General features: G+C 66.7%; 17 protein-coding genes. 5 read left to right on the forward strand and 12 right to left on the reverse strand.

Annotation, left to right across the window (positions count from 1 at the left end; genetic code table 11):
- Nucleotides 1-178: 178 nt before the first annotated feature.
- The 5 genes from WS45_RS08780 to WS45_RS08800 form a co-directional block, all read right to left on the reverse strand.
- Nucleotides 179-697: a DUF1993 domain-containing protein gene (locus tag WS45_RS08780; protein ID WP_059530206.1), complete on the reverse strand. Its 519-nt coding sequence runs from the start codon at nucleotides 695-697 to the stop codon at nucleotides 179-181.
- 182 nt (nucleotides 698-879) lie between these two features.
- Nucleotides 880-1509: a riboflavin synthase gene (locus WS45_RS08785; RefSeq protein ID WP_059699416.1), complete on the reverse strand. Its 630-nt coding sequence runs from the start codon at nucleotides 1507-1509 to the stop codon at nucleotides 880-882.
- A gap of 14 nt (nucleotides 1510-1523) precedes the next feature.
- Nucleotides 1524-2645 carry a bifunctional diaminohydroxyphosphoribosylaminopyrimidine deaminase/5-amino-6-(5-phosphoribosylamino)uracil reductase RibD gene (ribD, locus tag WS45_RS08790; RefSeq protein WP_059690777.1) on the reverse strand — a complete coding sequence of 374 codons (1122 nt, stop codon included), beginning with the start codon at nucleotides 2643-2645 and terminating at the stop codon, nucleotides 1524-1526.
- A gap of 15 nt (nucleotides 2646-2660) precedes the next feature.
- Nucleotides 2661-3944, reverse strand: a complete 1284-nt coding sequence (gene hemL, locus WS45_RS08795) for a glutamate-1-semialdehyde 2,1-aminomutase (protein ID WP_059530198.1) — start codon at nucleotides 3942-3944, stop codon at nucleotides 2661-2663.
- Between the two features lie 175 nt (nucleotides 3945-4119).
- Nucleotides 4120-4572, reverse strand: a complete 453-nt coding sequence (locus WS45_RS08800; protein WP_059699418.1) for a hypothetical protein — start codon at nucleotides 4570-4572, stop codon at nucleotides 4120-4122.
- A 264-nt stretch (nucleotides 4573-4836) separates the two neighbouring features.
- On the opposite strand from WS45_RS08800, the gene WS45_RS08805 reads away from it, so the two are divergent.
- A complete protein-coding gene (locus WS45_RS08805; RefSeq protein ID WP_059699420.1) occupies nucleotides 4837-6054 on the forward strand; it encodes a Bcr/CflA family multidrug efflux MFS transporter in 1218 nt (405 codons plus the stop codon).
- A 95-nt stretch (nucleotides 6055-6149) separates the two neighbouring features.
- On the opposite strand, the gene WS45_RS08810 is transcribed toward WS45_RS08805, so the two are convergent.
- The 3 genes from WS45_RS08810 to zwf all read right to left on the reverse strand — a co-directional run bounded on the left by WS45_RS08810 (nucleotide 6150) and on the right by zwf (nucleotide 10292).
- Nucleotides 6150-8078 carry a bifunctional transcriptional regulator/glucokinase gene (locus tag WS45_RS08810; protein WP_059699423.1) on the reverse strand — a complete coding sequence of 643 codons (1929 nt, stop codon included), beginning with the start codon at nucleotides 8076-8078 and terminating at the stop codon, nucleotides 6150-6152.
- Entirely contained in the window at nucleotides 8056-8736 is a 681-nt protein-coding gene (gene pgl, locus WS45_RS08815; RefSeq protein WP_059699425.1) for a 6-phosphogluconolactonase, read from the reverse strand. The genes WS45_RS08810 and pgl overlap by 23 nt, the downstream gene beginning before the upstream one ends.
- An 86-nt stretch (nucleotides 8737-8822) precedes the next feature.
- On the reverse strand, nucleotides 8823-10292 hold the full coding sequence (gene zwf, locus WS45_RS08820; RefSeq protein ID WP_059530188.1) for a glucose-6-phosphate dehydrogenase: 1470 nt from the start codon (nucleotides 10290-10292) through the stop codon (nucleotides 8823-8825).
- A gap of 430 nt (nucleotides 10293-10722) precedes the next feature.
- On the opposite strand from zwf, the gene WS45_RS08825 reads away from it, so the two are divergent.
- The 4 genes from WS45_RS08825 to WS45_RS08840 all read left to right on the forward strand — a co-directional run bounded on the left by WS45_RS08825 (nucleotide 10723) and on the right by WS45_RS08840 (nucleotide 15125).
- Nucleotides 10723-11970 carry an ABC transporter substrate-binding protein gene (locus WS45_RS08825; RefSeq protein ID WP_059530186.1) on the forward strand — a complete coding sequence of 416 codons (1248 nt, stop codon included), beginning with the start codon at nucleotides 10723-10725 and terminating at the stop codon, nucleotides 11968-11970.
- A gap of 138 nt (nucleotides 11971-12108) precedes the next feature.
- The gene (locus tag WS45_RS08830; RefSeq protein WP_059509685.1) at nucleotides 12109-13047 is read left to right on the forward strand and encodes a carbohydrate ABC transporter permease; all 939 of its coding nucleotides are present in this window, start codon (nucleotides 12109-12111) and stop codon (nucleotides 13045-13047) included.
- Nucleotides 13037-13894 carry a carbohydrate ABC transporter permease gene (locus WS45_RS08835; protein WP_059448153.1) on the forward strand — a complete coding sequence of 286 codons (858 nt, stop codon included), beginning with the start codon at nucleotides 13037-13039 and terminating at the stop codon, nucleotides 13892-13894. Before WS45_RS08830 ends, WS45_RS08835 begins: the two co-directional genes overlap by 11 nt.
- 112 nt (nucleotides 13895-14006) lie before the next feature.
- Nucleotides 14007-15125: an ABC transporter ATP-binding protein gene (locus WS45_RS08840; protein ID WP_059530181.1), complete on the forward strand. Its 1119-nt coding sequence runs from the start codon at nucleotides 14007-14009 to the stop codon at nucleotides 15123-15125.
- A 358-nt stretch (nucleotides 15126-15483) separates the two neighbouring features.
- Here WS45_RS08840 and WS45_RS08850 read toward each other — a convergent pair whose 3' ends face one another.
- From WS45_RS08850 to WS45_RS08860, 4 genes are all read right to left on the reverse strand, one after another.
- Nucleotides 15484-16308, reverse strand: coding sequence for a hypothetical protein (locus WS45_RS08850; protein WP_082721878.1), 825 nt, complete (start codon nucleotides 16306-16308; stop codon nucleotides 15484-15486).
- Nucleotides 16309-16310: 2 nt separating this feature from the next.
- Nucleotides 16311-16880: a hypothetical protein gene (locus tag WS45_RS34855; RefSeq protein WP_156437098.1), complete on the reverse strand. Its 570-nt coding sequence runs from the start codon at nucleotides 16878-16880 to the stop codon at nucleotides 16311-16313.
- 168 nt (nucleotides 16881-17048) lie between these two features.
- A complete protein-coding gene (locus WS45_RS08855) occupies nucleotides 17049-17672 on the reverse strand; it encodes a trimeric intracellular cation channel family protein (RefSeq protein ID WP_059530178.1) in 624 nt (207 codons plus the stop codon).
- On the reverse strand, nucleotides 17659-18438 hold the full coding sequence (locus WS45_RS08860; protein WP_059690782.1) for a Smr/MutS family protein: 780 nt from the start codon (nucleotides 18436-18438) through the stop codon (nucleotides 17659-17661). Before WS45_RS08860 ends, WS45_RS08855 begins: the two co-directional genes overlap by 14 nt.
- Between the last annotated feature and the right edge of the window lie 23 nt (nucleotides 18439-18461).

The raw sequence follows: 18461 nt of genomic DNA on the forward strand, positions 1-18461 counted from the left end.
AGAGAGAGGAAAGTGCGTATTTTACGCCAGCCGGACCGCGTTTCGGCTGGCACCGGCTGCGCGCGGCCGGCGAGCGCGCCGGAAAGCGGTGCGGCCGGCCGTCGGGACGGGCCTGCCCGGGCCGGCGCGGGCCGCCCGAAGACGGGCCGCCGCAGGCCGGCCGAGGCCCGGCCGTGCGTCACGCCTGGTCGTTACGGCCGCCGAGGTAGTCGAGCTTGCCGAGCTCGACGCCGCTGTGGCGCAGGATGTCGTACGCCGTCGTCACGTGGAAGAAGAAGTTGGGCAGCACGAAATTCAGCAGATACGACTGGCCGGTGAACTCGATCGGGCCGACGCGCATCTTGAGCACGACCTGGCGCGCTTCGCTGCCGTCGATCTGCGCGGCGTCGAAGCCTTTCAGATAGTCGATCGTCTTCTGGATGCGCGCGTGCAGTTCGTCGAATGTCTGCTCGACGTCGGGATAGCTCGGGATGTCGACGCCGGCAAGCCGCGCGGCGCAGCCCTTGGCCGTGTCGGTCGCGATATACACCTGGCGGACGAGCGGCAGCATGTCCGGATAGAGGCGTGCGCCGATGAACACCGACGGGTCGATCTGCTTTTCGGCCGCGTGCGCCTGAGCCTTGCCGAGGATGTGCTGCAGGTTGGTGAGGCCGCGGATCAGGACGGGCAGCGAAGCCTGGTACATCGAGATGGACATGGGGACGACTCCTGGAGGAAAAGGGGCAGCCGGTACGCGGCGCACCGCGCGCCGCGGCGCCGAAACCGCTGCCGTTGCATCTTAGCGCGACGGGATGACCCGTGCGCGTCGTTGGCCATCAGGCCAGGTGCCGGGCCACGCCGCCGGGCGCCATTTCCCATCCAGCGGGCGGAACCGCCTGGTCAGTCCTGATGCACGCCCTGCGATGCCGACATCATCCGCTCCACATACCGCGCGATCATGTCGATTTCGAGATTGACCTTGTCGCCGGCCTTCACGTGACGCAGCGTCGTGACCTCGACCGTATGCGGGATCAGGTTGATCGAGAACTCGCAGCCGTCGGCGCGATCGTCGACCGAATTGACGGTCAGGCTCACGCCGTTGACCGTGATCGAGCCCTTGTACGCGAGATAGCGGCCGAGCTCGCGCGGCGCGACGATCCGCAGCTCGTGCGATTCGCCGACCGGCGCGAAGCGCGTCACGGTGCCGAGGCCGTCGACGTGGCCCGACACGATGTGCCCGCCGAGGCGGTCGTGCGCGCGCAGCGCCTTCTCGAGGTTCACTTCGCCGGGCTGCGCGAGGCCGACCGTGCGGTTCAGGCTTTCGCGCGACACGTCGACGTCGAATCCGGTGTCGGTCTTTTCGATCACCGTCATGCACGCGCCCTGGATCGCGATGCTGTCGCCGAGCGCGACATCGGCCAGGTCGAGCCCGCCGGCCTGCACGGTCAGCCGCACGCCCGCCTCGGGCGACGCGCCGAGCGGGTTGATCGCTTCGATGCGGCCGACGGCCGCGACAATTCCGGTAAACATCGTGACGGCTCCGTTCAAAGCGTGGCGGAGGGCGGCGCGACGCGCGCCAGGATCCGCAGATCGTCGCCGATCCGCTCGACGCTGTGGAACGCGAGTCGCGTGCGGGCGTCGAGGCTCGCCGGCGCGGCGAGGTCGAACATGCCGGCCGCGTCGCTGCCGAGCAGGCTCGGCGCGAGGTAGACCAGCAGCTCGTCGACGCACTGCTCGCGCAGCAGCGAGCCGTTCAGCTTGTGACCGGCCTCGACGTGCAGCTCGTTGACGCCGCGCGCGCCGAGCGCGGCCAGCATCGCGGGCAGGTCGACCTTGCCGTACGCATTCGCGAGCGGCACGATTTCCGCGCCGCGCGATTTCAGCACGTTCGCGCGCACTTCGCCGGCGGCGTCGAGCCGGCCGCAGAAGATCAGCAGCGGCGCGCCTTCGAGCAGGCGCGCATCGAGCGGCAGGTCGAGGCGGCTGTCGACCAGCACGCGCTGCGGCTGGCGCGGCGTGTCGACGCCGCGCACGGTCAAGAGCGGGTTGTCCTCGCGCACGGTGCCGATCCCGGTGAGGATCGCGCACGCGCGCGCGCGCCAAGCATGGCCGTCGAGGCGCGCGGCCTCGCCGGTGATCCACTGGCTTTCGCCGGACGGCAGCGCGGTGCGTGCGTCGAGCGACGCTGCCGTCTTCATCCGCACCCACGGGCGGCCGCGCGTCATCCGTGACACGAAGCCGATGTTCAGTTCGCCCGCTTCGTTCGCGAGCAGCCCGCAGCGCACGTCGATGCCCGCGTCGCGCAGCATCCCGAGGCCGCGCCCCGACACCTGCGGATTCGGGTCTTCCATCGCCGCGACGACCTTCGCGACGCGCGCGTCGATCAGCGCGTTCGCGCACGGCGGCGTGCGGCCGAAGTGGCTGCACGGCTCGAGCGTCACGTACACGGTGGAGCCGGCAACGTCATGGCCGCGCGCACGCGCGTCCTTCAGCGCCTGCACTTCCGCGTGGTCCTGGCCGGCCGGCTGCGTGAAGCCTTCGCCGATCACGTCGCCGTCCTTGACGATCACGCAGCCGACGCGCGGGTTCGGCGCGGTCGTATACATGCCGCGCGCCGCGAGCGTCAGCGCGCGCTGCATGTGGGCGAAATCGGTATCCGAGAACATGCGTGCGGACCCGGGTCAGGCGGCGAGGGCCGCGAATGCGCGGCGTGCGGCCGCGAGCGTCGCGTCGATCACCGCGTCGTCGTGCGTGCTCGACACGAAGCCGGCCTCGTACGCGGACGGCGCGAAGTACACGCCTTCGTCGAGCATCAGGTGGAAGAAGCGGTTGAAGCGCTCGACGTTGCTCTTCGTCACTTCCGCGAAGCTGACCGGCACGCGCTCGGCGAAGTACAGGCCGAACATCGCGCCGATCGAGTCGGCGGCGAACGGCACGCCGGCCGCGCGCGCTTCGGCCGCGAGGCCGTCGGCGAGGCGTTTCGTCTGCGCGGTCAGCGCGTCGTAGAAGCCGGGCGCCTGGATCAGTTGCAGCGTCTTCAGGCCCGCGGCGACCGCGATCGGGTTGCCCGACAGCGTGCCGGCCTGGTACACGCCGCCGAGCGGCGCGAGGTGGGCCATGATGTCGCGGCGGCCGCCGAACGCGGCGGCCGGCATCCCGCCGCCGATCACCTTGCCGAGGCAGGTGAGGTCGGCCGCGATCCCGTAGTACGCCTGCGCGCCGCCCAGCGCGACGCGGAAGCCGCACATCACCTCGTCGAAGATCAGCACGGCGCCGTGCTTCGTGCACAGCGCGCGCAGCGCATTCAGGAATTCGGGCGTGCCGCGCACGAGGTTCATGTTGCCCGCGACGGGCTCGACGATCACCGCGGCGATCTCGTCGCCGAACGCGCCGAACGCTTCTTCGAGCGCGGCGACGTTGTTGTATTCGAGGACGGTCGTGTGTTTCGCGATGTCGGCGGGCACGCCGGCCGACGTCGGGTTGCCGAACGTCAGCAGGCCGGAGCCGGCCTTGACCAGCAGGCTGTCCGCGTGGCCGTGGTAGCAGCCCTCGAACTTGACGATGCGGCTGCGGCCCGTGAAGCCGCGCGCGAGACGCAGCGCGCTCATCGTGGCCTCGGTGCCGCTCGACACCATCCGCACCTGCTCGATCGACGGCACGAGCTTGCAGATTTCCTCGGCGATCTCGATTTCCGCCTCGGTCGGCGCGCCGAACGAGAAGCCGTCGGCGAGCACGTTCTGCACGGCCGACAGCACTTCCGGATGAACGTGGCCGACGATCATCGGGCCCCACGAGCCGATGTAGTCGATGTACTGCTTGCCGTCGGCATCCCAGAAGTACGGGCCCTGCGCGCGCGAGACGAAACGCGGCGTGCCGCCGACCGAACGGAAGGCGCGCACCGGCGAGTTGACGCCGCCCGGAATGGTCTTCTGGGCGCGTTCGAAGAGGATCTGATTGTTGGACATGTGCGAAACCTGCGAGAGAAGGGCGCGGGGGGCCTGTGCACGGGCCGCGGCGCCTGGGCGGAACGATCGTCCGATTGTACCGGAGACGCGCATGACGGGCCCGCCGCGCGGTCTGCGGCCTTTCGGCGCGCGGGGGACTGGCCGGCGCGCATGGCCGGCGTCCGATCCGGCCCGTTTATCGCGGCGACTTGCGCTTGCCGGTCAGTTCTGCCCAGCGCTTCTCCAGCGGGCCTTCGACCATCGGCTTGATCGACGTGCCGGAGGACTGCGCGTCCCAGGTCTGCACCGAGTATGGATGCACGCGCAGCGCGTCGCGCGGGATCACGACGTCCTGGTGGGCGTCGACCAGCCAGTCGTAGACGAAATCGATGCACAGCCGGTAGCCGCGCTTCGTCGCCGGGGCCGGCACTTCGTAGGGCGCGCGCGTCACGTAGCCCGAGCCGAACACGCCCTTCGGCTCCTGCGCGACGCGGTGCAGGAACACGCGATCGCCCGGCAGGATGCCGCGCGCGAAGCCGCAGCCCCACACGTCGTGCACGGCCTCGCCGGCCTTCACGCGCGCGGCGACGTCGGGCAGCTCGGGCCACGGCCATTTCTTGGGGCTCCAGATCAGCAGGAAAGCGGTCATCGGTTCGGTCGTGCGTCGATTGGGTCGGACAGGAAGAGCGGGGAGCCGCAAGCTTAATCGAATCCGCGTGCGGCCTCGTGCCGCCTCGCGCGCCAGCGGCGGCGATCGGCCGTACGGCGCCGTCCGGCCGTGCGCGGCGCCCGGCCGCCGGCACGCGAAAAAGTTGCGCGTACAATCATGGGCCTGAGCGCCGTCCGCGGCGCGGCCTCCCGTCTTCACCGCCACGCGCGCCCCGATGCGCGCGGGCCTCCATTCCGGATACCCATGTCCCACGTCGTCCGGCGCCGGCCCGATGCCCGGCTGATCCTGTTGCTTGGCGCGCTCGCCGCTTGCGGGCCGATCGCCACCGACATGTACCTGCCGAGCCTGCCGTCGATCGCCGACGGCTTTACCGTCAGCCCCGGCGCCGCGCAGCGCACGCTGACGAGCTTCATGGCCGGCTTCTCGATCGGCATGCTGCTGTACGGTCCGATGTCCGATACGTGGGGCCGCCGGCCCGTGCTGCTCGGCGGCATCGCGCTGTTCACGCTCGCGAGCATCGGCTGCTTCGTGTCGAACTCGATCGACATGCTGATCCTCGTGCGGTTCCTGCAGGCGCTCGGCGCAGGCGCGGCGTCGGTGCTGTCGCGTGCGATCGCGCGCGACGCGCACGAGCCGACCGATGCGGCGAAGGTGCTGTCGATGGTTGCGATCGTCACCGCGGTCGGGCCGCTGCTCGCGCCGCTGATCGGTGGGCAGATCCTGCGCTTCTCGGGCTGGCGCGGCGTGTTCGTCGTGCTGGCCGTGTTCGGTGCGGTGTGCGCGACGACCGCGTACCTGCGCGTGCCCGAAACCTGGCCGAAGGAGCGGCGCAAGAGCGCGGCCGTGCTCGCGTCGTTCGCATCGTACGGGCGCATCCTCTCCGATCCGGTCGCGTGGGGGCACATGCTGTGCGGCGGGATGGCGTTCGCGTCGATGTTCTCGTACATCACCGCGACGCCGTTCGTGTACATCGAGTATTTTCACGTGTCGCCGCAGCACTACGGGTTGCTGTTCGGCCTGAACGTCGTCGGGATCATGATCGGCAATTTCGCGAATACGCGGCTCGTCGGCCGCATCGGTTCGCTGCGCATCATCGCGGCCGCGTCGCTTGTGAGCTGCATCGCGTCGCTCGCGGTCGCGCTTGTCGCGCTGACCGGGTGGGGCGGGTTGTGGTCGATCGTCGTGTGTCTGTTCTTCGTGGTCGGCGTGGTCGGGATCCTGTCCGCGAACTGCACGACTGACCTGATGCATCGCTATCCGCACAACGCGGGCGCGTCGGCGGCCGTGTTCGGCGCGATGCAGCTCGCGCTGGGCGCGATCGCGAGCGTCGCGATCGGCGCACTCGCGGACGGCACGCCGTTCGCGATGGGCGTGACGATCGGCGTCACTGGTGTGCTGTGTTTCGTCGGCCGCTCCCTCGTGCTTCGCTGGCATGGCCGGCCGGTGAAAGCGGGCGCCTGAGCCGCCGCGGCATGAAAAAACGCCACCGCGCGATGCGTCGGTGGCGTTTTTTTTCGGGCGGACGGAAAGCGGCCTCCGCCGTGCCGTGTCGGGCGTCAGTCCCGCGCGACGTCCTTCGCCGCCGGCGACGCGCCGTGGCTCAGCCAGTCGAGCACGTCGGCCGTCTCGTCGTCGCTCGCCCGTGCACGCGCCTGCGCGACGGCCTCCGGCAGCTCGCCGTTGGTCGATGCGCGACGGATCGCGACGCCGACCGCGAGAATGTCGATCATCAGCAGATGCAGGATCCGCGAGATCATCGACAGCTGCGATTCGCGCATTTCGATGTGGTCGGTCTCGAGCGCGACGGTCGCGCGCTTCGCGAGCGGCGTGTTGCTCGACGTGATCGCGATCACCTTCGCGCCGGCCTGCATCGCGACTTCGAGCACGCGCAGCAATTCCGGCGCGCGTCCCGACTTCGACACCGCGACGATCACGTCGCCCTTGCCGAGCAGCGCGGCCGATGCGGCCTGCATGTACAGGTCGCCGTACGCGATCGTCGGAATCCCGAAGCGGAAGAACTTGTAATGCGCGTCCTGCGCGACGATGTTCGAGTTGCCGAGCCCGTAGAACTCGATGCGCCGCGCGCCGTTCAGGATCTCGATCGCGTTCTCGACGTGCTCGAAGTTCAGGTGTTCGCGCAACTGCAGGATCGCGGACACCGTGTTGTCGAGCACCTTCGCGCCGAAGTCGGTGGCCGTGTCGCCGAGATGCACCTGGCTGTGGCTCATCGGAATCGTGCCGGTGAGGCCGGTCGCGAGCTTCAGCTTGAAGTCCGACAGCCCCTGGCAGCCGAGCGAGCGGCAGAAGCGGATCACCGTCGGCTGGCTCACGTCCGCCTTGCGTGCGATGTCGACGATCGGGTCGTTGATGATCGAGCGCGGATGGTTCAGCGCGAGATCGGCGACGCGGCGCTCGGCCGGCGTCAGCGCGTCGCGCATCTGGCGGATCCGCTCGAACACGGCCGACGATGCGCCGCCCGACCGGTTCGACAACTGCTCCGCGAGGATCGCCGACACGCCGAGGAATGCCGGATATTCGGCGGTGATCAGGTAGGTCGGGATGTTCTGGAGATACTGCGCGAAGCGGCCCTTCGCCTCGAAGCGCGCGCGGAACGACGAGCGCGTGAACAGTTCGCCGAGCTTCAGCGCGACGCCGCCGCCGATGTACACGCCGCCGAGCGCGCCGAGCGTCAGCGCGAGGCTGCCGGCGAACGAGCCGAGGATGCCGCAGAAGCATTCGACTGCCTCGAGCGCGAGATCGTCGCCCGCGTGCGCGCGCTCGACGATCTCCGCCGTGTCGACGGTCGCGGCCACGCGCTTCTTGTCGCGCGCGGCGAGCGCGCGGTAGATGACCTCGATGCCGGGGCCCGCGCACACGCGTTCGAACGACACGTGCGGAAACTTCTTGCGCGCGTATTGCAGCACGAGATCCTCGCGCTCGTCCTGCGGCGCGAACGATGCGTGACCGCCTTCGCTGCCGAGCGCGATCCAGCGGTCGTCCGCGGGAATCAGGCCGGAGACGCCGAGCCCGGTGCCAGGCCCGAGCAGCCCGATCACGCTGTTCTGGCGGCGCGTGCCGCCGCCGATCTGCACGCGCTGCGCATCGGTCAGGCCCGGCAGCGCCATCGCGAGCGCGGTGAAGTCGTTCACGACGAGCAGCGTGTCGAAGCCGAGCGCGCGGCGTGTGGCCTCGATCGAGAAGCTCCAGTCGTGATTGGTCATCGTGACCTGGTCGCCGTCGACCGGGTTCGCGATCGCGATCGCCGCGTGGTTCACGCGGCTGATCTTCACGTCCTTCAGATACTTGCGGATCGCGTCGGTGAGCGTCGGATAGTCGGCGCCGGGGTAGACGCGGATCTGCGTGATCTCGCCGGGGCCGGTTTCCAGCGCGAAACGCGCGTTCGTGCCGCCGACGTCCGCGAGCAGGCGCGGGCCGTCGGCATGCTGGCCCACGACGACAGCCTTACTTTGCGCACCAGTAGACATCGAGCTTGGTCCCCTTGTCGTTGGCCAGTTGGGAAATCGCGTTCTTCTGCAGCGATGCGGCCGCTGCGTCGAGCACCGCGCGTTTGCGTTCGCCCGCGATCAGCAGGAACAGCCGGTCGACGCGCTTGAGCGCATCGAGCGAGAAGCTCACCCGCGCATGCGGCGCGGCGCCGGGATGCACGGCGACGAAGCGCTCGGGCGTCGCGATCGCGTGGTCCCATTCGGGCGCGTCCGCGAAGATCGACGCGGTGTGGCCGTCCTCGCCCATGCCGAGCACGGCGACGGTCGGTACGCGGTAGTCGGCGTTCGCGTTGAGCGCGGCGACGTGCGCGTCGAGCGACACGCGCGTGTCGACGAGCGGCAGGAAGCGGGCAGGGGCCGCCGCGCGCTGCAGCAGCGTGTCGCGCACGAGGTGCGCGTTGCTGGCCGCATCGTCCTCCGGCACCCAGCGGTCGTCGACCAGCGTGACGTCGACGCCGGCCCAGTCGAGCGCCGCATGCGACAGCGTTTGCAGGAACGGGCGCGGGCTCGTGCCGCCGGACACCGCGAGCGTCGGGCGCGCGGGGCCGCCGAGCGCGGCGCGCAGCGCGTCGCCGACGGCGCGCGCGAGCGCTTCGCTTTGCGCTTCCTGGGTGTCGAAAGCGTGAATCTCGATCACATCTCCTCCGGACTGCTTTGTCTGTTCAATTCGTGCGAATCATGGGGCACGTTGCCGCGCGCTTGCGCGCACGACAACGGTTTGCATCAGTTTTCTTCTTCGAGCCAGCAGGTGCCGTGCTGCGCGAGCATCGCGCTCGCCGCGGCCGGCCCCCACGTGCCTGCCGCATACGGCTTCGGCGGCTTCAGCGAGCGGGCCCATTCGTTCAGGATCGGCTCGACCCAGCGCCACGCGGCTTCCTGCTCGTCGCGACGCACGAACAGCGCGAGGCGGCCGTTGATCACGTCGAGCAGGAGGCGCTGGTACGCCTCCATCTGCCCTTCCTTGAAGAAACGGTCGAACGCGAGGTCGAGGTGCACGCTCGCGAGGTTCATCCCTTCGCCGGGCTGCTTCGCGAGGCAGTACAGGCGAATCGTCTCGTTCGGCTGCAGCCGGATCACGAGGCGGTTCGAGCCGGCGCGCAGCGCGGTCGGCCCGAGGGCCGAGTGCGGCACCGGCCGGAAGTTGACGACGATCTCCGCGACGCGATCGGCGAGACGCTTGCCGGTGCGCAGGAAGAACGGCACGCCGGCCCAGCGCCAGTTCTCGATCTCGACCTTCAGCGCGACGAAGGTTTCGGTCGGGCTGTCCGGCTTCACGCCCGGCTCGGTCGCGTAGGCCGGCACCTGCGCGCCCTTGATCACGCCCGCATGATACTGGCCGCGCACCGCGACCTTGCCGATGTCGCGCGAATCGACGGGTTTCAGCGCGCGCAGCACGCGCAGCTTTTCGTCGCGCACCGAGTCGGAGTCCATCGAATGCGGCGGCTCCATGGCGACGATCGACAGCAGCTGCAGCAGGTGGTTCTGCACCATGTCGCGCAGCGCGCCCGTATTGTCGTAGAAATCGCCGCGCGCCTCGACGCCGAGCTCCTCGGCGATCGTGATCTGGATGCTCTCGACCCATTCGCGGCGCCACAGCGGCTCGAACAGCGCATTGCCGAAGCGCAGCGCGAGCAGGTTCTGCACCGGCTCCTTCCCGAGGTAGTGGTCGATCCGGTAGATCTGGTCTTCCGCGAAGATCTCGCCGACCGCGTCGTTGATCGCGTTCGACGAGCGCAGGTCGTAGCCGAGCGGCTTCTCGAGCACGATGCGCGCGCCTTCGTTCAGCCCGACCGACGCGAGCGCCTTGCAGATCGGCACGAACAGCGACGGCCCCGTCGCGAGATAGAACACGCGGATGCCGGGAAGCTGCGCGACCGCGTCGCGCAGCACGACGTAGTCCTCCGCGCGACCGAGGTCGAGCTTCACGTATTCGATGCGTTCGAGGAAGGATTTCCACGCGGTGTCGTCGAAGGCCTTGCCGGCCGCCTTCGCCGCGTGCGGCTTCACATGCGTGTCGACCCACTCGAGATAGCCGGCCCGATCCGATTCGTGCCGCGCGACGGCAACGATCCGGCCGCTTTCCGCGAGCATGTTGCCGCGGTGCGCTTCGAACAGCGCGGGCAGGATCTTGCGCATCGACAGGTCGCCGGTGCCGCCGAAAAGTACGAAGGTAAAGCTGGAATCGGTATGCATGTGTCTCCGCCGGTTGGGGTGCTGGGAAGCGATCCGTAGTGCGATAAAAATATTTTTGACACTGAATTGTAGTTTAACTACAATCCGCCGCAAGGGGTAGCACCTGGGTGAAGAAAAAAAGAAGTGCGGTCGATGAACTGCGCGAGCTTCGCCTTCGGGAACGCCTTGTGCCGAATGTTATCGGACATTGACGGTGCGCATCGTCCGCGCGCCGTCGCCCCCGGGCTCGCGCCGCGGCATCGCGGCGGGCCAGAAACACAAAGAGGAGACACGCCGTTGAATCTCGATTCACGCTTTCTGTAAGAGCCCGGCCGGTCATCGGCCCCGTACGCTGCATGCGTCCCGCGGCTCGATTTCCCCGTCGTTTATCAAGAAGCCGGTTCCCCGTCGGGGAACTTCACGAGTTGATTCAGTCTGGAGGAGATAAGTAATGAAAGTTCGCTCGATCATGGGCGCGCTCTGCGCCGCGGGTCTGATGGCTGGCGCCGTGGCGGCGCAGGCGGCCGAGAACGTAACCGTGCTGCACTGGTGGACCTCGGGCGGCGAGTCGAAGGCCGTCGGCGTGCTGAAGGACGACGTGCAGAAGCAGGGCTACGTGTGGAAGGACTTCGCGGTCGCGGGCGGCGCCGGCGCCGCGGCGATGACCGCGCTGAAGACCAAGGTGATCAGCGGCGACGCACCGTCGGCCGCGCAGATCAAGGGCCCGCTGATCCAGGACTGGGCCGACCAGGGCGTGCTCGTCAACATCGATTCCGCCGCTGGCGACTGGAAGCAGAACCTGCCGCCGGAAATCGACAAGATCATCAAGTACAAGGGCCACACCGTCGCCGCGCCGTTCTCGGTGCACCGCGTGAACTGGCTCTATATCAACAAGGCCGCGCTCGACAAGGTCGGCGCGAAGGTGCCGACCACCTGGCCGGAATTCTTCGCGGTCGCCGACAAGCTGAAGGCCGCGGGCATCCAGCCGGTCGCGATGGGCGGTCAGCCGTGGCAGGACCTGACGCTGTGGGAAGACGTCGTGCTGTCGCAGGGTGCGGCGTTCTACAAGAAGGCGCTGGTCGATCTCGACCAGGCGACGCTGACGTCGCCGCAGATGCTGTCCGTGTTCGACACGGTGCGCAAGATCCAGGGCTACTTCGATACCGGCCGCAACGGCCGCGACTGGAACCTCGCGACCGCGATGGTCATCAACGGCAAGGCCGGCATGCAGTTCATGGGCGACTGGGCGAAGGGCGAGTTCGAGAACGCCGGCAAGAAGGCGGGCAAGGACTACATCTGCGCGGCGGTCCCGGGTACGGCGAATTCGTACACGTTCAACGTCGACTCGTTCGTGTTCTTCCAGCAGAAGGGCCAGAAGGACGCGACGCCGGGCCAGGTCGCACTCGCGAAGACGATCATGACGCCGGGCTTCCAGGAGCAGTTCAGCCTGCTGAAGGGCTCGGTGCCGGTGCGCCTCGGCGTGAAGATGGACAAGTTCGACGACTGCGCGAAGAAGTCGTACGCCGACGAGCAGACCGCGATCAAGTCGGGCGGCTTCGTGCCGTCGCTCGCACACGGGATGGCGCAGGGCGATGCAACGGCCGGCGCGATCACCGACGTCGTGACGAAGTTCATGAACTCGCAGCAGGATTCGAAGAGCGCGGTCGCCGCGCTCGCGAAAGCCGCGAAGGTGAAGTAAAGCGCGACAGGCGCCCGGCCGGAAACGCTTCGTCGGCCGGGCGTTTTTGCAAGTGCAGCAAACGGGCTCGCCCGCGGGCCCGTGCCGTACCTGGCGCCGGCCCGGCCTGCGTCACCCTCGTTCCAGGAGTCGAATCAAGTGGCTGCCCCTCTTAGCGGAAACGGATCCGGCGCTGCCGCCGCACGGCGCACGTCGCCGATGTCGGCCTTCGCCGATCGCTGGATCCCGAAGCTCGTGCTCGCGCCGAGCCTCGCGATCGCCGTGGTGTTCATCTACGGCTTCATTCTGATTACCGGCTATCTGTCGCTGACCAACTCGCGGCTGTTGCCGAACTACGAATTCGACGGCTTCGGCCGTTACACGGACCTGTTCCAGAACGACGTGTGGTGGACCTCCGCCGCGAACCTCGGCTGGTTCGGGATTCCGTTCATCGCGATCTGCGTCGCGCTCGGGCTGTTCCTCGCGATCCTGCTCGACCAGCGGATCCGCAACGAAGGCGCGCTGCGCGCGATCTTCCTGTATCCGATGGCGCTGTCGTTCATCGTCACGGGCACCGCATGGCAGTGGATCCTGAACCCGGGCCTCGGCCTGGAGAAGGTGATGCACGACTGGGGCTGGACGAGCTTCTCGTTCGGCTGGCTCGACGATCCGGACAAGGCGATCTTCTGTATCGTGATCGCCGCCGTGTGGCAGTCGACCGGCTTCGTGATGGCGCTGTTCCTCGCTGGTTTGCGCGGTGTCGACGCCGAGATCTTCAAGGCCGCGCAGGTCGACGGCGCGACGCTGCCGACCATCTACCGCAAGATCGTGATCCCGAGCATGCGCCCGGTGTTCTTCTCGGTGCTGCTGATTCTCTGCCACATCACGATCAAGACCTTCGACCTGGTGGTCGCATTGACGGCGGGCGGCCCCGGCACGTCATCGTCGCTGCCGGCCATGTTCATGTACACGTTTTCGTTCAACCGCGGCCAGCTCGGGCTCGGCGCGGCGTCGTCGGTGATGATGCTCGCGACCGTGGTCGCCGTGCTGGTGCCGCTGATGTATATGGAATCGAGGAGCACCCGCAATGCAGCCTAAGATGACGATCAGCCGGGCAGTGATCTATGCGGCGCTGATCCTGTTCGCGCTGTATTTCCTGTTCCCGATCTACGTGATGCTGTCGACGTCCTTCAAGGATCTCGACCAGTTGCGCACCGGCAACCTGCTGACGCCGCCGACGCACTGGACCGTCGATCCGTGGGTGAAGGCGTGGAGCGGCGCGTGTACCGGCGTGCGCTGCGACGGCATGAAGCCGTTCTTCCTGAACTCGCTGCAGATGGTGATCCCGGCCGTGCTGATCTCGTCGCTGATCGGCGCGTTCAACGGCTACGTGCTCACGCACTGGCGCTTTCGCGGCGCGGATGCGCTGTTCACGATGATGCTGGTCGGCTGCTTCATTCCGTTCCAGGTGATCCTGCTGCCGATGGCGCGCCTGCAGGGGATGCTCGGCCTTGCCAACACGATTCCGGGCCTCGTGTTCGTGCACGTCGTGTATGGGATCGCGTTCACGACGATGTTCTTCCGCAACTTCTACGTGAGCGTGCCGGCCGAGCTCGTGAAGGCCGCGCGCATCGACGGCGCGGGCTTCTTCACGATCTTCACGAAGATCCTGCTGCCCGTGTCGCTGCCGATCTTCATGGTGTGCCTGATCTGGCAATTCACGCAGATCTGGAACGACTTCCTGTTCGGGATCGTGTTCTCCGGCGTCGACTCGATGCCGATCACGGTCGCGCTGAACAACCTCGTCAACACGTCGACGGGCGTGAAGGAGTACAACGTCGACATGGCCGGCGCGATCATCGCCGCGCTGCCGACGCTGCTCGTCTACGTGGTCGCCGGCCGCTACTTCGTGCGCGGGCTGACGGCGGGCGCGGTGAAGGGGTAAGCGCGGATTCATCCGATACGACGAACCGGCCGCGCACGACGCGCGGCGCATCGAAACGAACCCGACGCGGCGCCGCAGTGCGCCGCGCGAGACGAGACAGAGGATTCACAGCATGGCAAGCCTTTCCATCCGTGACGTGTACAAGACCTACCCGAACGGGGTGCCGGTCCTGAAGGGTGTCGACATCGAGATCGAGGACGGACAGTTCCTGATCCTGGTCGGCGGGTCGGGCTGCGGGAAGTCGACGCTGCTCAACATGATCGCCGGCCTCGAGACCGTGACGAGCGGCGAGATCTGCATCGACGGCAAGGTCGTGAACGACCTGTCGCCGAAGGATCGCGACATCGCGATGGTGTTCCAGTCGTACGCGCTGTATCCGTCGATGACGGTGCGCGAGAACATCTCGTTCGGCCTGAACATCCGCAAGGTGCCGAAGAGCGAGCAGCAGCAGATCGTCGAGCGCGTGTCGGCGATGCTGCAGATCCAGCATCTGCTCGACCGCAAGCCGGGCCAGCTGTCGGGCGGCCAGCGCCAGCGTGTCGCGATGGGCCGTGCGCTCGCGCGCGATCCGTCGCTGTTCCTGTTCGACGAACCGCTGTCGAACCTCGACGCGAAGCTGCGCATCGAGATGCGCGCGGAAATCAAGCTGCTGCACCAGCGCCTCGGCACCACGATCGTCTACGTGACGCACGACCAGATCGAGGCGATGACGCTCGGCGACCGGATCGCGGTGATGAAGGACGGTGTGGTCCAGCAGTTCGGCGCGCCGCAGGAAATCTATGATTCGCCGTCGAACCTGTTCGTCGCGGGCTTCATCGGCGCGCCGCCGATGAACTTCATCAACGGCAAGCTGGTCGAGCAGGGCAGCGGGATCGCGCTCGAGATCGACACGGGCCTCGCGCGTGGCGCGCTGAACCTGCCGTTCGACGCGAAGCGGATGAACGGCCACGTCGGCCGCGAGGTGATTCTCGGTCTGCGTCCGGAGCGCATCACCGACGTGCGCAACGCACACCACGGCGAGACGTCGCAGCTGCAGCCGATCGACGTGCGCGTCGACGTGACGGAGCCGACCGGGCCGGACACGCACGTGTTCGCGCAGGTCAACGGCAAGCGGATCGTGAGCCGCGTGCATCCGGCCGCGAATCCGCAGCCGGGGCAGACGCAGTCGCTGCTGTTCGACGTGTCGAAGGCGGTGCTGTTCGATCCGGCGTCGGAAGAGCGGATCGCGTGAGGCGAACGGATTCGAGGCATCGACGACGCGATCCGGATCGTATTCGATTCGGATGCCCGTCGATCGCCCCGTCTCACGAGATGTTCTTGAATTCAGTGCAGAGGTCATCTTCAGCCCGCCGCATAGTGGCCGGCGGGCGGCAGTCATGGACTGGGCAGTGACAAGAAATACGAACCGATCGCATGCAGTACCGGCATGAACAGAAGGCACGCGAAGACGGTCGGAAAATAAAACCTCGAGCGGCGTATGGTGGAAAAAAGGCCGGCCACTGCGACGATCAGACAGACTGTCGCGAGTGCGCCGAACAGATCGCTATCCGCGACTATCGAAAATAGCGCACGCATCTTTACTCCACGGCTTATCGATTGAACGCAGCGAAATTCCAGCGATACAGCTGGAACTGCCTCAGGAAGTCTTTGACTTCGGCGCCCGTTGTCTCGTTTCTGTAGTCCCATCCGTCTTCACTGGGCGCGTAGTGTCCGTTTTCGACCCCCATGCCTGCGTAGCTGGCGCTTTGGGGGTCTGCACGGTTCCGGCCGAATATCCGCATGATCGTCGTGAATGGGCGTACGATTACGCCGCTCGAATTGCCCTGCATGATCGAAATGGACGAAGGTGAAGAACTTGTGACCAATTGGACATGATGTCCGATACCTGCGCGATCATTGGCCTGTACAAGCATATCCCCGGGCAGGAGCGACTCCGGTGTCTGAAGTCGCGAGGTATTTGAATCCGTGCGTTGCATGTCTGGTGCGCCGAAGGTCAACGACACCATATCGGCGAAACCGTACATCGTCGAATCGTATCGCTGGTGCTCGGATTCACCGTAGATTTCCATGTTCCGATAACTTCGTACGCCGGTTGTCAGCTTCAGGGGCAATCCTTGCAATGCGGCAAACTGGATAAGCAGCCGCAACGCGAAATCTTCACACGTAAATTGATTCACGCGCGCGCTGCCGTTGCGATCCCAGTACATTTCCGTTTGGAGTTGCCTCGCCAGTTGCGGGGCGGCAAGGTGGTATTCGTCGATGTCAGCGTCGGTCCATTTACGAACTGTTTTCCAGAATGTCTTGAATCGGGCAGTGACAGGTTTCGGTGACGTATCGCTCGTTGGCGTGGTTTTTCGCGTCGCGATCCGTTTGTACCGATTGCCTACAGGAGAAACGTGGATGTGTTCCGGCATGGCTATTCCGCGAGATAGATCGTGATGTTTTCGGCATGCGGCGCGGACGTGAGCATGTGAGTTTGTCCATATGCGTCCGTTCGGCCGTATTCGAATGCTCCCGTGTCGCGCTGTAACGCATAAGCGACGTTGCTTAGCGGATTGCCAGCAGCGTCCCGAAAGACGAAGCGGTCGTCAAAGGTGGAGGATGCAGTTGCCGTAACCGCCTGCGTTGCGGCGAGCCCAGATTCCGATCCGGTATCGCAATTCCGAGTGTCAATTTTCCATTTGCGTCCATATCGGGAAATGATGCGAGGAGAGCGATCACAGCGACATCGGACCCAATCGCCGCTCAAGGCTTGAACTCTCCCTGCGGAAGTGAAGTCACGCATTCGCTTCTTGTTCGGGGCGCCGGGCGCTGCTTCAATCGTTCCGAAGCTTTCGCAACTGCTGCACCACGCGCGTTGTCCGACGAATGTGATTTTCCGACGCTTGCCGTCTTCTCCCACGATCGTTCCACATTTACCTCCGTCCAGTACGTAGCCGCCGCTGTCCAGCGGATCGTCTTCAACTACCGCAAAAAAAATGGTCATGCCGTGTCACTCGTTTGCACTTGTCGAGCAGAACGTAGCATGGAGTACTGAGTATTGAAATGGGAATGCAAAAAACTGTGTCTGATAAATCGCTCGGTTTCGAATCAATGGCGTGCAACAACAAGGAGGTGTTCCAACCATCCCTTGTGTTTCAAGCGATGCTTGAATTCAGTGCGGCAACCGCACGTCGAACTTGAACGTCGCGAGCCGCGCGACGAGGATGAAGCCGGTCGCGAGCAGCACGCTGTACACCGAATCGAACTGAAGCCACGCGAGCAGCAGGTAGAACCAGCAGCCGATGAACGCGCAGGTCGCGTACGGCCGCGAATCGCGCAGGATCAGCGGGATGTCGTTGCACAACACGTCGCGGATGATCCCGCCGACCACGCCCGTGATCACGCCCATCATCACCGCGATGAAGCGCGGCATCTCGGCATCGAGCGCGATCGCGGTACCGGAGATGCTGAAGATGCCGAGCCCGATCGCGTCGGCCACCAGCAGCAGCCGCTCGGCCGACAGCCGCGACAGCATCCGCAGCACGAACGGCGCGAACAGCGCGAGCACGAAGATCGCGATCACGTAGTCGTCGTGCACGACCCAGTAGAACGGCCGGCGCTCGAGCAGGATGTCGCGCAGCGTGCCGCCGCCGAACGCGGTGGCGAGCGCGACGACGAACGTGCCGACCGAGTCGAGCCGGTTCTTGCGTGCCTCGATGAAACCCGAGATCGCGAACGCCAGCGTCGCGATCGCTTCCAGTACCGCGATCGCGAGCGTCAGCCTAGGATGCGGCACGCGGCCCCCGATCGGCGGGCGCCGCGAGCGGCTGCAGCAGCACGAGCACCGCGCCCGCGCCGCCGTCGTGGCTGCGCGCCTCGCAGAACGCGATCACTTCTTCCTTCTGCACGAGCCATGCGCGCACCTTGCCCTTCAGCACGGGTTCCTTGCCGATCGAGCCGAGCCCCTTGCCGTGAATCACGCGCAGGCACCGCAGCCCCTTCTTGCCGGCCTCGCGGATGAATTCCGCGAGCGCGTCGCGCGCTTCGTCGCGCCGCATCCCGTGCAGGTCGAGCTGCGCCTGCACGATCCATGCGCCGCTCCTCAGCTTGCGCACGACGTCGCGGCTGATGCCGGGGCGGTGGTAATACAGCGATTCGTCGCTGTCGAGCAGCGTCTCGGGATCGAATTCGTCGGACAGCGTCGCATTCAGCACGTCTTCCTCGTCGCGCCGAGTCTGCTTCGGCACCGGGTCGGGCGGCGTGCGGCCGGACTTCGCGCGCGGCGGCGCGTTCAGCGGCCGGATCGCGCCGATTTCGTTGCGGAACAGGTTCGCGTCGGCCTCGGCCTGACGGGCGGCCTTCGCGGTTTCGACGCGGGTGCGCTCGCGGCGGTCGGCTTCGCCTTGCAGCGACTTGCGCAACGCGCCGAGGCCGGCCAGACCCTGGCCGCGCAGCGCGGCTGCGTCGGGCGCGGGCGGCGGCGCGGCGGGCGCGGGGTTCGACGGACGGGCGGCGATCTGCCGCTTCGCGGGATCGCTCGGATGGGGCTGGTTCTTTGCCATGATTCGGTAACCGGGCAGGCGCG

Source organism: Burkholderia sp. RF2-non_BP3, assembly GCF_001522185.1.
Lineage (GTDB): Bacteria > Pseudomonadota > Gammaproteobacteria > Burkholderiales > Burkholderiaceae > Burkholderia > Burkholderia diffusa.

Coding starts and splice junctions, on each gene's coding strand:
- WS45_RS08780 (WP_059530206.1), bottom strand. CDS start 697: ATGTCCATCTCGATGTACCAGGCTTCGCTGCCCGTCCTGATCCGCGGC.
- WS45_RS08785 (WP_059699416.1), bottom strand. CDS start 1,509: ATGTTTACCGGAATTGTCGCGGCCGTCGGCCGCATCGAAGCGATCAAC.
- ribD (WP_059690777.1), bottom strand. CDS start 2,645: ATGTTCTCGGATACCGATTTCGCCCACATGCAGCGCGCGCTGACGCTC.
- hemL (WP_059530198.1), bottom strand. CDS start 3,944: ATGTCCAACAATCAGATCCTCTTCGAACGCGCCCAGAAGACCATTCCG.
- WS45_RS08800 (WP_059699418.1), bottom strand. CDS start 4,572: ATGACCGCTTTCCTGCTGATCTGGAGCCCCAAGAAATGGCCGTGGCCC.
- WS45_RS08805 (WP_059699420.1), top strand. CDS start 4,837: ATGTCCCACGTCGTCCGGCGCCGGCCCGATGCCCGGCTGATCCTGTTG.
- WS45_RS08810 (WP_059699423.1), bottom strand. CDS start 8,078: ATGTCTACTGGTGCGCAAAGTAAGGCTGTCGTCGTGGGCCAGCATGCC.
- zwf (WP_059530188.1), bottom strand. CDS start 10,292: ATGCATACCGATTCCAGCTTTACCTTCGTACTTTTCGGCGGCACCGGC.
- WS45_RS08825 (WP_059530186.1), top strand. CDS start 10,723: ATGAAAGTTCGCTCGATCATGGGCGCGCTCTGCGCCGCGGGTCTGATG.
- WS45_RS08835 (WP_059448153.1), top strand. CDS start 13,037: ATGCAGCCTAAGATGACGATCAGCCGGGCAGTGATCTATGCGGCGCTG.
- WS45_RS08840 (WP_059530181.1), top strand. CDS start 14,007: ATGGCAAGCCTTTCCATCCGTGACGTGTACAAGACCTACCCGAACGGG.
- WS45_RS08850 (WP_082721878.1), bottom strand. CDS start 16,308: ATGCCGGAACACATCCACGTTTCTCCTGTAGGCAATCGGTACAAACGG.
- WS45_RS34855 (WP_156437098.1), bottom strand. CDS start 16,880: ATGACCATTTTTTTTGCGGTAGTTGAAGACGATCCGCTGGACAGCGGC.
- WS45_RS08860 (WP_059690782.1), bottom strand. CDS start 18,438: ATGGCAAAGAACCAGCCCCATCCGAGCGATCCCGCGAAGCGGCAGATC.